Source organism: Deltaproteobacteria bacterium (genome assembly GCA_016219225.1).
Classification (GTDB): Bacteria; Desulfobacterota; RBG-13-43-22; order RBG-13-43-22; family RBG-13-43-22; genus RBG-13-43-22.
Map to the genome: position 1 here is coordinate 22,381 of JACRBX010000097.1, position 15,107 is coordinate 37,487.

A 15,107-nucleotide genomic window follows, 5' to 3' on the forward strand; every position below is an offset into this window, starting at 1 on the left:
GATTTCGGATAATCGGCTCACCTATTTTTTCAAAGCAGCCTCAACTTTTTTTAGCGGCAGGGTTCTCGACAGATCCCCGGGGGAAATTTCGATCAGAAAGCCCCGCTTGCCTCCGTTAATAACCAATCGGTCAAGGGAGAAGATACTTTTTTCAGCATAAACCGGCAAGGTTTTTCTGGTCCCGAAGGGACTGATGCCCCCTACTTGATAGCCGGTGTGTTTTTGGGCTTCCCCTTCCCCACAGGGATTAATCCGTTTTACACCTATCTGACGGGCTAATTCTTTGGTGGAAACCTGACAATCGCCGTGCTGCAGAACGATAAAGGGTTGGCCGGAGTCCGCTTTCAAGACCAATGTCTTGATAATACTATGCTCCGGAATCTTAAGCATCTCGGCCGCCAGATGCGTGCCTCCATGTTCTTCATAGGTATAGAAACGGGGCTTGAAATCTATTTTTCGCTCCCGCAGAAAACGGACAGCCGGAGTGACGGGAATGTCGGGTTTGTCCGCCAAAAAGCCCCTTTTATGCTTCCGCCTTTTTTTCAGCGGCGATCCGCAAGGCTTTTGCTTCCAATTGTTCAGTGTACTTTTTCCAGGCCTGCCCCTGTTCATCAGTTGCCTTCCAAAGGGTGAAATGACAGGTAGGAGCCCCGGTCGGAATCGTGGTGTCAACGCGCACCTGAAAGCCTGGTGCCAGGCCGGCCTCCTCAAAGGCATCCAGCATCCCCTGGACCAGGTAGCGTTGAACCCGGCAATCGAAGGCCTGATAATGATCCTGGTGGGGGCACCAGAGGATATCAAAGCTGACCTGATCCGGTCCGTCGATTTTGGGATCTTCCAGCGAGGCATAGGCGATCCGGTTGATCACCGTGACGACATAACTCAAAAACGTTTCTTCGGTCATCGAATCCGGTTTTTGAATGCCCTTGAGAATTTGCCGTCCCACATCCAAACCCACCTTTTGCAAGGCCTGACAGACCACCTTCTGACCTTCGACTCCGAACTGTTTTTCACAATCTTTGAGGATCTCGATAACCGCCATGGCCTGCATGGTCCCCCACTGCCAGAGGGTGGCCGGGTCGAAATCGGTCTTTCCCAGGACCTCTTCGTTCAACCTCTTCAGGCCGTTAGCATAGGGTTGGTTGAACCTGAAATCCTTCCAGGCCTCCTCCGGACGATGTTCCCAGTGTTTCATGGCATTTCCTTTCGTTTAAACTTGATTCTTTTGGGCCACCGAACTACACGGGCCAATATAGACATTTTGAGTCCGGCCAATAATGATGCTCACGAAAAAACCCGTCATTCCGACTCCGTCCCGTTGGGGACTACGTCCCGGAGGGCGCAGGCGGGAATCCAGGCCCTATGTAACTAATTAATCCCGCCAAAAGCGGGACCCGTTTTCACGGGAATGACGATAATGGGCGCTTCTCTTGAACTTTGAGCTTTGAGCTTTCAGCTATTTTCTCAACTCTTCCGAATAAAATGCGGTATCTCCGCCGGAACGGGGAAAACGATTTCAACAAAGCCGGCATAGCGCCCTTCCTGATACCAGGGGGTTTGATAAATGAGGCGATGCTGCCCTTCTTTTTCAATGGAATACACATTGTCCTCCTGCCGGTCCATCAGCCCCTTCAATTTTTCCCGGGCCGCCTCGGGATGGCAGTCCAGGACATTGGTGCCGATCAGGTCCTTCCCCCCCTGTTTCTCGAAGCTTTTAATAGCCCTATCATTCATATACAGGATAATCCCCTCCGGATCGCAAACCACAATCGCCCCCGGAAATTCCTTGACCCAAGCATGTTCCGTCATAACTTTTTCATATCCTTTCCGGTTTTATCAACCTTCTTGTAAAATCAGTGCGGTGTCAACTCACTTTAAAATTTAAATAATTCTTTCCCCGGTGGTAATAATCTCTTTTATATACGGGTTTGTTTCATCAAAGTCCGATCTGGCAAAGGCGTGGGGTTCAATACTAAGGTCAATGTCCCATCTAAGCTGCATGAGTTCGAGATCATCCTTAATTCCATCGATATCTTCCTTATCCAGAAAAACCGCCAAGTCGATATCGCTTTCGGGGTGTTGAGTGCCTTTAGCGTAAGATCCATATAAATAGAGCCGCCATATACCGACCCGATTGTCCTTAAGACGATCAATATACTGATTGATTTTTTGGTATATTACCTGCTTATCTGTTGCAAGAGCCATTGCCTAAACTCCTTGATCTTTTTGATGGAATCCTCTGTATATTCTTTGGTGGCCATTTGAAAAAACCTGTCTTTAAAATCAGGATATCGGGTACGAAGATTATACGTCGTTACCTCATCAAGAAAAAGCATCTGTTCCTTCGTTAGTTCAAGCCCGGCGTCTTTAGCGATTTTCAAAAGATTATGAATTCGAGGCGAGGCAATATCAACATTCCTGACGTAACAGGCTTTCAATAATTTTTCCAATACCAGATGCCCGACAAACAAGGACCACCCATAATGACTGTTGCTGAACAGACTTTCCATCACCGGGTAATCCTGGTTTGATGAATTGATCCAATACTGAACATTACGTTAGGATGCCCGGCAAGCTCGGTTTTGCCCTTAAATGACATAATCTTTAGCCCAGAAAGGACCATAACTGGTGTCCCGCCGAGTTCCACTATGCAAACTTATCAGACCGGCGTCTGCATGCAAGGCGGTTACTACCCATCCCGTACAACCGATTGTTCGCTGAGATTGATTCCAATCTCGTAAAGAAAATCGGGGGAAAAATCTGCATCATTTGGCCAAGTAACGGTATTGATATCCGGATTGACAGTAAAACGGCGGAAGTACTGGGGATCTTTAAGAGGTTCGAAGACAGGGCCGTCAAGGTGCAAGGCCAAGTCAACCATTTTTTCCTGACCATTTTCAAATCGAACCATAAGCTTATAATCGGACAGATAGGTGGCTTCAGTAACGTAATGCATTGGACGCCTCTCAATCTAACGGTGGTATTGTCAATAAATTTTCCCGACGTTCTGCTCTTTGCCAGTTCTCCATCAGTTCTTGCCGGTGCTCAAACGCCCATTCCAAAACCAGGGAGATGGCCCTGCGGGGGAGAGACCCCTCAATAATCCCGAGGTCTGAAATCGCAAAGGCGGCTCTTTGCCCTGCATATTTTGCGTGGAAATGAGGGGGGGCATGTTCCTTATAATACATGGCGATTACAATTCCAAAAAATCTACTTATTTCCGGCATTGAAAACCACCTCCAAAACCTCGATTACCATACCTGGTCAATAAATACCACAATTTTGTCCGTAATTCCGACGGCATGGGAAACGAAACCTCTTTAAGTTAACGGCATTGGAACCAAACCTCGACTTACACCTAAAAGAAATGCTAATATGCTGTGGAGACTCTATACTTCTGGTTTCCAACCAGTGCTACATATTGGAGATGAAAATATTTCCTCATACGTAATAATATTCGAAACCATGAGGACTTGAACAGCAATAGCCCTTTGTCTAAATTGCTTATTGCTATGCAGGTCACCGCCTCCTCGTTGGTTTGTAAGGTAATTTGTCTCCTACAATATTTTTGACAGAGGTCATCAAAAAATTTCAGTTCATGTGACCGATCAGCGATATCTCGGGATGCATCAGGGTGAACAGGAAAAAGGGATGAGCACCTGAGGGGTCTCACGTTTGTTATGTATACTATAGAACCCGTATTGTTCAGAAATTTCAAATTCACTCCATCGTAATCTTTGTTATCCATGGTCAGTTTACATTGGCTGAGTGAAACTGCAAGATTTGGAACATTCCTTACTTTTCGTCGTGTCCAAATAAACAAAACCAAAGGCCAAAAAATGCCAGTAAAAACGATCGTGAGCCAATTTGGAAGGTCGTTTAATCTTATCCACGAGTAGGCGTCCAGAAATTCACTCCCAATGTCTTTCATAAGACCTCCATGGGGGACGTATTCTATCTATTGATTATCTGGTTTACGAAAATATCTTTTTTAGCTTTCCAACCTTGCATCTACTCGGCGGATCGTCCACCAATTTATTAGATTTAAATTATGGTTAGCCCTAGGAGGGCACAATATTTTTATTTAATTTTCAACTACATACCATCATAAATTGTGTTTTGATTGTGTTTTGATTGTGTTGAATTCCCCTAAAAACACAATTAATTCAAACCATCCATACTAAATCGCAAACCATTTACCGGCTTTAGTTCGACCTTCCACTTTTATCTTTTTTTCTCCCTTTAACTCCTTTAACAAACCATGGATCTGGTACCTGGAAAGAGAGGGTAGGACTTGGGATAACTCTTCGAATTTGCATCCCCCTGGTCCGCACTCCTGAAAATGCTTTAAATTTATTGGCCAAAGAGTTATTGGTTTTTTTAAATTGGAAATATTTTAAATCTATTCGGGTAATGAATTGCTCAATGTCCGGGAATGCTTCAATATAGTCATTGATTATCTCCGGGAAGGCTGAAATATCAAGCTTGGGCATGATTTCATCAGTCAGCAACGCCTTTTCGCCCATAACGGCCCTGTTAATCCTGCCCCAAGTAAAAATATTTGTTTCATTTTTTGATCTTTTCTTGCTTAAAAATTCGAAGGAATCGTCGCTTTCTCTGCCAGCCTTTCTAATAGGCGAGCATCCCTATACCCATTAACTCTCATTAATCTGGCTTTTCTGATTTTTTCTCTTTTGGATATTCCGCTTGTGCCTCACGAACCTCAATTTGACCCACAGGAACCTTTCCATTGGGATATCTGATAAATCGGGTTTTTTCATTTTTAAATTCATTTAAAAATCGGTTGAGAAGAGGATATCTTGTACAAAGGCCCTGTCCAAACTGGGAGAATACTTTGCCGCTTCGAAAACCTGCCACTCTTTCAACAAATTCAATTAATTCTCCGTTATAAGACACGACTCCCCAAGCGAACGTCCAATATCTTGAAATTTCGCCAATTTTTTAAAATGATCCGTGAGATGAGCATCAGTCGACCTCCAAAATTTTCCAACTTTCAATAACAGGATTTTCGATGACCACCTGTTTCATCTATCAAGCTCCGAAAAAGGTTTTGGAGAAAGGGGAGATTGGAATATTACTTCTTTTATATAGCGTCAGGTCGGAAAGTCAAGTCAAATCATTAAATTATAAATTGGAGGGAGGGGCCTACACCGGGAGGGTAGCGAAGCTTATCGATTGCTCCGCCAACGGCGGATGGGGATTGGGCTGTCCCGATGGATCAAAAAAGGAAAAACGGTCGGCCTTTGCTGAATCCTGACTGGAACTTTGGAACATAATGAAAAATTTGAGGTCTTCAGACCATAAAACAAAGGGCAGTATAGCTATCCTTTATAGCCTTTATAGCCTTTGTCATAGTATGGACTTTTATAGAAATCGCACTGCATACAACTGGCCACTTTCATGGCAAATTTCCCTTGCACCTTCCCCCCGCAGAGGGTGCCGGCTATCCAGGCACAATGCTTGCCGTGATTCGGGAAGGCAGGACAAACCCCCAATTCCTGGGCCTTGATTCCTCCTAATTGACGGCCACAATTTTTGAATTCCCAACAATTCACTGTATCCTCCTTGCCAATAAAATTCCTGAAGAAAAGTTTCAAAAACTTCCCATAAAGGTTTTATCGGATTGGCCGGGAGAAAACTTAAATCCGAAGCGAAAATTCAAGCCAACTCATTGAATTATATAAAATAAGGATTGGAAGTACCCTGCCAAATTACGACGTCTGGCCGATACCCTGGAAGCCGGAAAGAATTTTTCCATCCAGATTTCCGGCGAACGTCTTTACGTCCCGTCGTCGGCCGTGGTCAATATCGAGCATGAGCGGGAAGGCAATTGGGAAGAGGTGGAATTCCAGATCAAATGGAAGAGGGCCTAAGCCGAAGGGGGAAGCTGGAAGCAGGAAGATAATTTTCAGGCTTCTGAAACCGCCATCTCAAATTTTTCCACTAAAAAAAACTCCAACACTTCTCTGACCGCCCGAATCTGGTTGCCGAAAGGCAAAGGTTCCGACCCTCTGAAAAACAATCCCTTTTCAATATCTCCCCGCTGAGCGGCTGCCAGACGGGTCTCAATACAAAATTGTCCGGCAGCCGGATTGCCGGATTTGAAGCCGCAATGGATGAGGCAATTTAAATTGCGGATACATTTTGCCTGCTCCGGATCAGCGTTGGCCCTCATCTCAACTTCCTGAGCCAGATAACGCTTCAGCCAGGGTGTTCTCACCGCCCGCGCCGGAAGACCGGCCGCGCTCATAAAGGTGACGATATCCTTAGAAGTGGCTTCAGCCAGTACCCGTTTGAAGTTGAGATGGGCATCACCTTCTTCGGTTACGGCAAAAGGGGTTCCGATTTGTGCGCCACTGGCGCCCAGGTTAAAAAGGTTCTTCAAAGTTAATAAAGAATTGATCCCGCCGGCAGGAATCAAAGGGATGCTGTTTACCTTAATCCCTAATTCCTTAAAGACGCCCCGAACCGCTTCCAACACATGGGTAAAGTCAAATTTGGGATCCATGACTTCTTCTATCCGTGGTGATCCCAGATGTCCTCCGGCATATCGGGGGTGCTCGATCACAATGGCATCCGGCAGACGGTCTTTTCGCATCCATTTTTTCAAAACCGCCCGGACGCCACGCTCTTCGGATAATATGGGAATCAAGGCTACTTCATCAAAACCGCGTACCAGATCAGGCAGATCCATAGGCAACCCCGCTCCCATAATGATGGCATTAGCCCCACTGATACAGGCCTGACGCACCAGATCCGCGTAATGCGGCAAGGCCTTCATAACATTGACGGCCAAAAATCCGGCAGCCTTGCAGATGTCCCGGGCGCTTGTAATTTCCCGGTCCAAAGCCTCCAGATTGCTTTCGGCCAAAGTGGCATGGTCCCGGCAATTGCGCGTACGCTCCATGATGTCCGGATGCAAACGGCGCAACTCCACGCTGGCAATGGTCCCTATGGCACCTTCTTTGGCTACGGTTCCGGCCAGCCGATGGGCCGAAATCCCTATGCCCATCCCGCCCTGGATAATGGGCAACAATTTTCGTCCTTTCAAAGTCAATAAAGGAAAAACAGATTTAATCATTTGATCACCTTGTTCTTTTAAATAGTTTGGTATTCAGGTATCCCAACCCGGACCAGCCGGAACCAAAATTGGTTATCTCAAACATCGGGAAGATTTTCATTTGGTCCGGGTAGAGGGCCTGTTTTTTATAAATTCTTTCCAAGTTGCGTAGATTTTTATTCTTAAGTCACTAAAAGGAAAGAAGCAGAAAATGCGGAAAATTTCTTTCTTCTTGAATCTCAGGACAGGGAAGATAAAACCTCGGCCGCTTCGTCCTGCACTTCGCCATCTTCGGCGATGGCCTTCAGAGTGCGGAGTTTGCTTAAAAAGGCCTGCTGGTCTCTCAGAGAGCGCCCGGGATAAACCGTCGCCATCTTTTTCAGCAATTCGACAACGATCTCGGGATCTTCATAATCCAGAAACAGGAACTGGGTCCCCCAATGGGTGGGAAGGCCGTATTCCTCGAGATATTGTTTGGCCAGAGCATGAAATTTACGGGATCCGAAATTCTCAAGCAAGGTACCGGCAGCCTTTTCATGGGCCGCGGTCCCCTGCTTGCCCCGGAAATGTTTATTGGCCTCTTTTAAGGCCATTTTTCGAAGCCATTCATCCTTGCCTTTTTTCCCCCGGGTCGGCCGAGGTCCTTTGGACACATGGCTGCTTCGATCCTTGCGTTGATCGATTTCCCGCCAGGACGGACGTTCCCGTTCCCGGTCTTCTTCATCGCGGTCGGACATGAAAACCCCCCCAAAAGAGCAAGGTGCAAGGTATAAGGTGTAGGGCTTAGAATTTTACCTTGAACCTTGGACCTTGAACCGTAAACCTTTATTGATCATTCTTCAGCGGCGGTTGACCGGTTGACTCCAGGACACTCATCCACATATTGCCTCCCACATCCACTTGCTTTCTCCGGGCTCCTGCGGCCCGGATGGGGATATGAACATACTCATTGTTCCAGAGGCTGACCAGCATATTGGTTTTTCCGGCCATACCGGCATGGACGGCATGCTGACCCAAAAATCCGCAAAAGATACGATCGCTGGAATTGGCCGGCTGGCTGCGAATGATATAACTGGGATCGATATATTTGAGATTGATCTCCATGTTAAGGTGGCTGAAATGCCGCCGGATGCGTTCGGCCAAAAAAATCCCGATGTCTTTTAATTTGATATTGCCGGAAGGATCTCTTTCTTCAGGGAGACCGTCCAGATATTTTTGTCCGGCCCCTTCGGCCACCACGATAACCCCGTGCCCTCTCTCCTTCAGCCTTTTCTGCACGGCGGCTAATAACCCCTGAGGGCCTTCCAGATCAAAGTCGTATTCCGGGATCAACACAAAATTGACCTCCCGGGAAGCCAGCGCGGCATGGGCGGCAATAAATCCGGAATAGCGCCCCATGAGCTTGACCATGCCGATACCATTGGGGGCCCCTACGGATTCGACATGGGCGCTTCGAATTACCTTGGCGGCATCCTCTACGGCTGTTTCAAAGCCGAAAGATTTTTCCACTAACGAGATGTCATTGTCAATGGTCTTGGGGATACCGATAACCGAAGTAATCAGCCCCCGTTTTTTTATTTCTTCGACGATGAGATCCGCCCCTCTTAATGTGCCGTCTCCTCCGATGGTAAAGAGGATATTGATATTGAGTTGTTGGAGGGTATCCACGATTTCTTCGACCTTATATTGACCCCTCGACGAGGAGAGGATCGTTCCCCCCAATTCATGGATATAAGAGACCCGTTCGGGAGTCAAATCAATGACCGGGTGGCCGTATTCTGGGATAAAACCTTGATATCCGTAAGGAATGCCAATAATATTCCGGACCCCGTAAATAAAATAAAGCTCTAAAACAATGGCCCGGATAACATCATTTTCCCCCGGGCATAACCCGCCGGCGGTAACGATTGCACATTTGGTCTTCTTGGGTGAAAAAAAAATTTTCTGCCGGGGCCCGGCCTTCTCAAAAGTCAAAGGGGGCTCCCCCTTCCGGAGGCATTCGAGAAAATGTTGTTCAGAAATGTCGATAAGGATCCTTTCCTGGTCATCGACAAAATTCTCGGAAGGGCGAAGGCAAGTCAGGGGATCTTCAAAAGGGAGACAGTGGACAGGGGAATCGATCTTGGGAATCCCTATTTGCTCAATGACGGTGTTTTCCTTGGTCAATTGGTTTAAATAACTCAAAGGTCTTTCCCTCCTTGTGTTATCTGAATTTAAAATCCCCCTTGCCCAATAAATCGTGAAGGTGCAGAATACCGACTACCCGCCGATCCGGATCGACGATCGGCAGAATAGTAATCAGGTACTGTTCCATCATCTCCAAGGCCTCCGAAGCCTGGATCTCGGGGGATATGGATTTGGGGTTGAGGGTCATGACCTCGCCGGCCAGGGTCTCTTCCAGGGGGGCCTTTCGTTTGATAATCCGTCTCAAGTCCCCGTCAGTTATGATCCCCGACAAAAAATGTTCTCCGCCTTCCACAACCAGAGTGGCACCCAGGTCCTTGTCGTCCATCTCCTGGATGGCTTCGATCAAGGTCTGCGCCGGAGAAACCATGGGTATCTGATCGCCGGTCAGCATGACCTCGGAGACCTTGACGGACAACCTTTCGCCTAACGTCCCTCCGGGATGGAAGCGTTTAAAATCCTGATGGTTGAACTGGCGCCGTTTTATCAGGGCTACGGCCAGAGCATCCCCCATAGCCAGGGCCGCAGTGGTACTGGTGGTCGGCGCTAATCCCAAGGGACAGGCCTCTTTCTCCACTCCGACATCGATCACCAGGTCACTTTGTTTGGCCAGGGTCGATGCACAATTTCCGGTAAAGGTAATCAGCCTGGCCCCGATGCGCGTCAGACTGGGTAGAATAATAGTCAGCTCCCCGGTCTCGCCGCTGTTGGAAATAGCCAGAACGATATCTTTAGCAGTGACCATACCCAGATCCCCATGCATGGCCTCTACCGGATGCAAAAACAAAGCGGGGGTACCGGTACTGTTTAAAGTGGCCACGATCTTCCGGGCCACGATCCCGGACTTGCCGATACCGGTCAGGATGACCCGGCCTTTGAGCTGATAGATGGCTTCAACCGCCTTTTCAAAGGCCGGTCCCAGTTTGGGGATCAGATCCAAGATCCCCTGGGCTTCAATCTCCAAGACTTCCCTGGCTTCATCCAGAAGCATGATCCGCCGACTATCTTTCCAGACAAAGCTTGGTAAAGGCGGTATCGGGCTCTACCGAGTAGCGGCCATTAAAACAAGCCAGGCAAAAACTGGACTCCGGCAAACCGGTAGCCTCCACCATGCCTCCCATGCTCAAATATCCCAGACTGTCCAGCTCTAAAAACTTCCTGATATCCTCGACCGAATGGTGACAGGCGATCAACTCCCCTTTGGTGGAAAAATCAATCCCGTAATAACAGGGAAACTGGTGGGGAGGACAACTGACCAGCATGTGGACTTCACTGGCCCCGGCCGATCGGACGGCCTGGACCCGGGTACGACTGGTGGTCCCTCGAATAATGGAATCTTCGATGATGACCACCCGTTTCCCTTTAAGGACCGAACGGACCGGATTCAGCTTTACCCGAACGCCAAAATCCCGCATACTCTGGGAAGGCTGAATAAAGGTCCGCCCGACATAATGATTGCGGATGACCCCCATTTCAAAAGGGATTTTGGAGGCCTCGGCAAATCCGAGGGCGGCGTAATTTCCGGAGTCCGGAAAGGGCATGGCCAGGTCCCCCTGGGGTTGAAATTCCTTGGCCAGCATCTGCCCTAATCGTTTACGCACCTGATAGACATTTTGTCCGAAGATATAACTATCCGGCCGGGCGAAATAAATAAACTCAAAGATGCAAAAGGCACTTTGGGTCTTGGCAGCAGGCTTAACCGACCGCAGGCCGTTCTGGTTTATAAAAATAATTTCTCCGGGCTCAATATCCCTGACATATTGGGCCTCGATCAAATCCAGGGCGCAGGTTTCGGAAGCCAGCACATAAGCCCCATTTAACTTCCCTAAGCACAGAGGCCGGAACCCATGGGGATCACGGGCCCCAATCAATTGGTCCTGGGTTAAAAGGAGCATGGAATAGGCCCCCTGGACTTGCGATAAGGCATGGATCAGGGCCGACTCAAAACCTTGTTCCATACTATGGGCGATAAGATGGATAAAGATCTCGCTGTCCATGGTGGACTGGAAGATGGAGCCTTTCTTTTCCAGACTCTGCCGCAACTCATGGGCGTTGGTCAGATTCCCGTTATGGGCAATGGCCAGGGCCATTCCGGCATGAGAGACCAGGAAGGGCTGGGCATTTTTCAACATGGAAGACCCGGTCGTAGAGTAACGCACATGTCCGATAGCCAGGTTTCCATGAAGGGCGGACAGGCTCTGTTCATTAAAAACATCCGCCACCAGGCCCATGCCCTTTTGTTCCCGGACCTGGGAGCCATCGGAGATGACAATCCCGGCGCTCTCTTCCCCACGGTGTTGGAGGGCGTAGAGGCCAAAATAGGTCAGCTTAGCGGCTTCCGGATGCCCATGGATCCCGAAAATGCCACACTCTTCTTTTAATTCCTGATCCTCATAAATCGGGTACATCATGTTTTTTCACCTGCTGATTAAAAAGGATTCAAGGGGTCAAGGGGTCAAGGATTCAGATGAAAGGCTTGGAATTTAAACCCTGCAGTTCCCCGGAGGGGAACCTTTTTCATAGCTCGACGAATCGGCTCCCAAAAGGGAGCCTCTTCGGAAGCTCGGCTGAGCCGAGCGGGCCGAGCGGCTGAATCCTGGAATCCTTGAACCCGCCTCTTCTATTTCAAATCGTTATGATACTCCTGAATAGTCCGCACCGAAAGCTTTTTCTGCTGCAGAGCCTCGATGGCCTCGGCCGTGGCCCTGGCCCCGGCTACCGTGGTGGTATAGGGGATACTATGCACCAAAGCGGTTTGCCGGATGGAATAGGATTCAGAGACGCTTTTTGAACCAACGGAGGTGTTGACGACCAGTTGGATCTCTCCGTTTTTTATTAGATCTACCACATGGGGCCGGCCTTCCCGAACTTTGTTGACCATTTGATTGGAAAGCCCGGCCTGATCAAAAAACCGCGAAGTCCCCGAGGTGGCCATAATTTTAAAACCCAGATTATATAATTTTCGGGCCGTGGATAAAATCATTTTCTTATCCTGATCCTTGACACTGATAAAAACCGTGCCGGAAAGGGGCAGTTTGCTGCCGGCCGCCAGTTGCGATTTGGCGAAGGCCAGACCAAAGCTGCGATCGATACCCATGACCTCGCCGGTGGACTTCATCTCCGGACCGAGGAGGGTATCGACTCCGGGAAAACGCAAGAAAGGGAAAACCGATTCTTTGACCGAAATATGGGAGGGATTGATTTCACGGGTCAATCCCTGGGACTTGAGACTTACGCCCAGCATGACCCGGGTGGCCACTTTGGCCCAGGGAATCCCGGTGGCCTTGCTGACAAAAGGGATGGTCCGGGAGGCCCGGGGATTGACTTCCAGGACATAGAGGATATTGTCTTTGAGGGCATATTGGATATTCATCAGACCCCGAACCTCCAACTCTCCGGCCAGGGCGTAAGTATTGGCCTTGATCCGTTCGATCTGATCCGGTTTAAGGGTATAAGGAGGCAGAACACAAGCGCTGTCACCGGAGTGGATTCCGGCCTCTTCAATGTGCTCCATGATCCCGCAGATCAAGGTCTTCTCTCCGTCGGAAACGGCATCCACGTCGATTTCAATGGCCTCTTCCAGAAACTTATCAATCAGGATGGGATGTCCCGGTGAAACCAGAACCGCTTTGGCCATGAAAGTTTTCAGGGCGGCCGGCTCATAGACGATCTCCATAGCCCGGCCCCCCAGGACATAGGAAGGACGGACGACCACCGGATATCCGATGGATTCGGCCACCTTGAGGGCCTCTTCCACCGTAAAGGCGGTCCCGTTTTTCGGTTGGATTAGCCCTAATTTTTTTAAAAGTTCTTGAAACCGTTCCCGGTCTTCGGCCCGGTCGATGCTGTCCGGAGAAGTTCCGATAATCGGGGCCTGGGCTGCCTGAAGACCTACGGCCAGATTCAAAGGGGTTTGGCCCCCGAACTGAACGATGACGCCTTTAGGTTTTTCCCGATCGATAATATGGTAGACATCTTCATGGGTCAGGGGTTCGAAGTAAAGTTTATCGGAGATATCATAATCCGTACTGACCGTCTCCGGATTGCTGTTGACCATGATACTGGTATAGCCCTCTTCTTTGGCCGTCATCGAGGCGTGGACACAGCAATAGTCGAATTCTATCCCCTGACCGATACGATTCGGTCCGCCCCCTAAGATCATGATGCGCTCTTTATCGGAAGGACGGAATTCATCTTCCATCTCATATGTTGAATAATAATAGGGCGTAAAGGCCTCGAATTCAGCGGCACAGGTATCGACCAGCTTATAGACCGGGAGGATATGGAGTTCCTGTCGGCGCCGGAATATTTCCGAAGGGGGGACCTTAAGCAGATGACCCAATTGCACATCGGAAAAGCCGAATCCTTTGGCTTGTTGCAGCAGATCCGGAGAGAGGGTTTCCAGGGTACAGCCGGCCAGGGTTTTTTCCATTTCCATGATCTGGGCCAGGTTGTGGAGAAACCAGGGATCAATCCGGGTCAGGTCATAAATTTTTTCAATGCTGAGGCCGGCTTCCAGGGCGGCTTTAAGATAAAAAATCCTTTCGGAATTGGTCTGACGGAGTTTTTTATGGATTTCATCCAACGGGACATTGTACAAATCTTTTCCATCAGCCCCAAAGCCGAAGCGACCGATCTCCAAAGAACGGATCCCTTTTTGCAGGGCCTCTTTAAAGGTCCGGCCGATGGCCATGGCCTCCCCCACGGACTTCATGGAAGTGGTCAGATAATCTTCCGTCCCGGGAAATTTTTCAAAGGTCCAGCGGGGAATCTTGACCACACAATAGTCGATGGTCGGCTCAAAGGAGGCCATGGTTTCCTTGGTAATATCATTGGGGATTTCATCAAGGGTATAACCCACGGCCAATTTGGCGGCAATCTTGGCAATCGGGAATCCCGGAGCCTTGGAGGCCAGGGCCGAGGAACGGGAAACCCGGGGATTCATTTCAATGACCACCATTTCCCCGCTGCCGGGATGGACGGCAAACTGGATATTCGATCCGCCGGTCTCTACCCCGATCTCACGGATAATGGCCAGGGAGGCATCCCGCATGACCTGATATTCTTTGTCGGTCAAGGTCTGGGCCGGGGCCACGGTTATGGAATCTCCGGTGTGGACCCCCATGGGATCGAAGTTCTCGATAGAACAGATGATCACCACATTATCCTTGAAATCCCGCATGACTTCCAGTTCATATTCTTTCCAGCCCAGGACCGATTCTTCCAGCATGACCTGGTGGATCATGCTGGCTTCCAGACCGGCCGCCACCAGGATCTCAAACTCTTCCCGATTATAAGCCACCCCGCCGCCGGTGCCCCCCAGGGTGAAACTCGGACGGATGATAACCGGATAACCGATCTTTTCCACCAATTCCCTGGCTTGCGAAAGATCAGTGGCGATAACGCTCTCCGGGACCCTCAGTCCGATCTTCCACATGGCCCGACGAAACTCATCCCGGTCTTCTGCTTTTTTGATCACCGGCAAAGAAGCCCCGATCATTTCCACGCCGTAAGCCGTGAGGACCCCCATCTCGGCCACGGCCACAGCGGTATTGAGACCGGTCTGTCCGCCCAGGGTCGGGAGCAGGGCCTGGGGGCGTTCCCGCTCGATGATCTTGGCCACGACCTCCGGGGTGACCGGTTCGATATAGGTCCGATGGGCCATCTCCGGATCGGTCATGATGGTGGCCGGGTTGCTGTTGACCAGGACGATTTCAAAGCCTTCTTCCCGCAAGGCCTTGCAGGCCTGGGTGCCGGAATAATCGAATTCGCAGGCCTGGCTGATGATGATCGGGCCGGAGCCGATGATCAGGATTTTGTTGAGATCGGTTCGCCTGGGCAT

Annotated in this window: 17 protein-coding genes; 1 reads left to right on the top strand and 16 read right to left on the bottom strand. The window is 49.4% G+C overall.

Translation table 11 applies throughout. From position 1 onward, the window contains the following. Positions 1–21: 21 nt before the first annotated feature. The 10 genes from HY879_08535 to HY879_08580 all read right to left on the bottom strand — a co-directional run bounded on the left by HY879_08535 (position 22) and on the right by HY879_08580 (position 5,576). Positions 22–612, bottom strand: a complete 591-nt coding sequence (locus HY879_08535; protein MBI5603391.1) for an aminoacyl-tRNA deacylase — start codon at positions 610–612, stop codon at positions 22–24. Further along, entirely contained in the window at positions 524–1,195 is a 672-nt protein-coding gene (locus HY879_08540; protein ID MBI5603392.1) for a hypothetical protein, read from the bottom strand. The genes HY879_08535 and HY879_08540 overlap by 89 nt, the downstream gene beginning before the upstream one ends. 269 nt (positions 1,196–1,464) lie before the next feature. Further along, positions 1,465–1,809: a diguanylate cyclase gene (locus HY879_08545; GenBank protein ID MBI5603393.1), complete on the bottom strand. Its 345-nt coding sequence runs from the start codon at positions 1,807–1,809 to the stop codon at positions 1,465–1,467. A 72-nt stretch (positions 1,810–1,881) separates the two neighbouring features. Next, a complete protein-coding gene (locus tag HY879_08550; protein ID MBI5603394.1) occupies positions 1,882–2,205 on the bottom strand; it encodes a nucleotidyltransferase domain-containing protein in 324 nt (107 codons plus the stop codon). Next, a complete protein-coding gene (locus HY879_08555; GenBank protein MBI5603395.1) occupies positions 2,178–2,513 on the bottom strand; it encodes a HEPN domain-containing protein in 336 nt (111 codons plus the stop codon). The genes HY879_08550 and HY879_08555 overlap by 28 nt, the downstream gene beginning before the upstream one ends. A 176-nt stretch (positions 2,514–2,689) precedes the next feature. Then, entirely contained in the window at positions 2,690–2,956 is a 267-nt protein-coding gene (locus tag HY879_08560) for a DUF2442 domain-containing protein (protein MBI5603396.1), read from the bottom strand. Positions 2,957–2,966: 10 nt separating this feature from the next. Further along, a complete protein-coding gene (locus HY879_08565; GenBank protein MBI5603397.1) occupies positions 2,967–3,227 on the bottom strand; it encodes a DUF4160 domain-containing protein in 261 nt (86 codons plus the stop codon). A gap of 978 nt (positions 3,228–4,205) precedes the next feature. Then, positions 4,206–4,526: a hypothetical protein gene (locus HY879_08570; protein MBI5603398.1), complete on the bottom strand. Its 321-nt coding sequence runs from the start codon at positions 4,524–4,526 to the stop codon at positions 4,206–4,208. 139 nt (positions 4,527–4,665) lie between these two features. Next, the gene (locus tag HY879_08575; protein MBI5603399.1) at positions 4,666–4,917 is read right to left on the bottom strand and encodes a hypothetical protein; all 252 of its coding nucleotides are present in this window, start codon (positions 4,915–4,917) and stop codon (positions 4,666–4,668) included. Positions 4,918–5,342: 425 nt separating this feature from the next. Further along, entirely contained in the window at positions 5,343–5,576 is a 234-nt protein-coding gene (locus HY879_08580; GenBank protein MBI5603400.1) for a hypothetical protein, read from the bottom strand. Positions 5,577–5,741: 165 nt separating this feature from the next. Between HY879_08580 and HY879_08585 the strand changes: the two genes are divergently transcribed. Next, positions 5,742–5,894 (top strand): hypothetical protein, encoded by a 153-nt coding sequence (locus tag HY879_08585; protein MBI5603401.1) that lies wholly within the window; start codon positions 5,742–5,744, stop codon positions 5,892–5,894. Positions 5,895–5,929: 35 nt separating this feature from the next. Here HY879_08585 and HY879_08590 read toward each other — a convergent pair whose 3' ends face one another. The 6 genes from HY879_08590 to carB form a co-directional block, all read right to left on the bottom strand. Further along, positions 5,930–7,102, bottom strand: coding sequence for a nitronate monooxygenase (locus HY879_08590; protein MBI5603402.1), 1,173 nt, complete (start codon positions 7,100–7,102; stop codon positions 5,930–5,932). Between the two features lie 218 nt (positions 7,103–7,320). Beyond that, the gene (locus HY879_08595) at positions 7,321–7,818 is read right to left on the bottom strand and encodes a hypothetical protein (protein ID MBI5603403.1); all 498 of its coding nucleotides are present in this window, start codon (positions 7,816–7,818) and stop codon (positions 7,321–7,323) included. Between the two features lie 88 nt (positions 7,819–7,906). Then, complete coding sequence (locus tag HY879_08600) at positions 7,907–9,247, bottom strand: ATP-dependent 6-phosphofructokinase (protein ID MBI5603404.1); 1,341 nt, start codon at positions 9,245–9,247, stop codon at positions 7,907–7,909. A gap of 37 nt (positions 9,248–9,284) precedes the next feature. Next, positions 9,285–10,256, bottom strand: a complete 972-nt coding sequence (locus HY879_08605; protein MBI5603405.1) for a KpsF/GutQ family sugar-phosphate isomerase — start codon at positions 10,254–10,256, stop codon at positions 9,285–9,287. Positions 10,257–10,266: 10 nt separating this feature from the next. After that, the gene (locus HY879_08610) at positions 10,267–11,676 is read right to left on the bottom strand and encodes an amidophosphoribosyltransferase (GenBank protein MBI5603406.1); all 1,410 of its coding nucleotides are present in this window, start codon (positions 11,674–11,676) and stop codon (positions 10,267–10,269) included. Positions 11,677–11,885: 209 nt separating this feature from the next. Beyond that, on the bottom strand, positions 11,886–15,107 hold the full coding sequence (carB, locus tag HY879_08615) for a carbamoyl-phosphate synthase large subunit (protein MBI5603407.1): 3,222 nt from the start codon (positions 15,105–15,107) through the stop codon (positions 11,886–11,888).

Bases quoted from the DNA above. Each gene is read 5' to 3' on its own strand.
- HY879_08560 (MBI5603396.1), bottom strand. From the start codon at position 2,956: ATGCATTACGTTACTGAAGCCACCTATCTGTCCGATTATAAGCTTATG.
- HY879_08550 (MBI5603394.1), bottom strand. From the start codon at position 2,205: ATGGCTCTTGCAACAGATAAGCAGGTAATATACCAAAAAATCAATCAG.
- HY879_08540 (MBI5603392.1), bottom strand. From the start codon at position 1,195: ATGAAACACTGGGAACATCGTCCGGAGGAGGCCTGGAAGGATTTCAGG.
- carB (MBI5603407.1), bottom strand. From the start codon at position 15,107: ATGCCCAGGCGAACCGATCTCAACAAAATCCTGATCATCGGCTCCGGC.
- HY879_08605 (MBI5603405.1), bottom strand. From the start codon at position 10,256: ATGCTTCTGGATGAAGCCAGGGAAGTCTTGGAGATTGAAGCCCAGGGG.
- HY879_08610 (MBI5603406.1), bottom strand. From the start codon at position 11,676: ATGATGTACCCGATTTATGAGGATCAGGAATTAAAAGAAGAGTGTGGC.
- HY879_08570 (MBI5603398.1), bottom strand. From the start codon at position 4,526: ATGGGCGAAAAGGCGTTGCTGACTGATGAAATCATGCCCAAGCTTGAT.
- HY879_08535 (MBI5603391.1), bottom strand. From the start codon at position 612: ATGAACAGGGGCAGGCCTGGAAAAAGTACACTGAACAATTGGAAGCAA.
- HY879_08590 (MBI5603402.1), bottom strand. From the start codon at position 7,102: ATGATTAAATCTGTTTTTCCTTTATTGACTTTGAAAGGACGAAAATTG.
- HY879_08545 (MBI5603393.1), bottom strand. From the start codon at position 1,809: ATGACGGAACATGCTTGGGTCAAGGAATTTCCGGGGGCGATTGTGGTT.
- HY879_08565 (MBI5603397.1), bottom strand. From the start codon at position 3,227: ATGCCGGAAATAAGTAGATTTTTTGGAATTGTAATCGCCATGTATTAT.
- HY879_08595 (MBI5603403.1), bottom strand. From the start codon at position 7,818: ATGTCCGACCGCGATGAAGAAGACCGGGAACGGGAACGTCCGTCCTGG.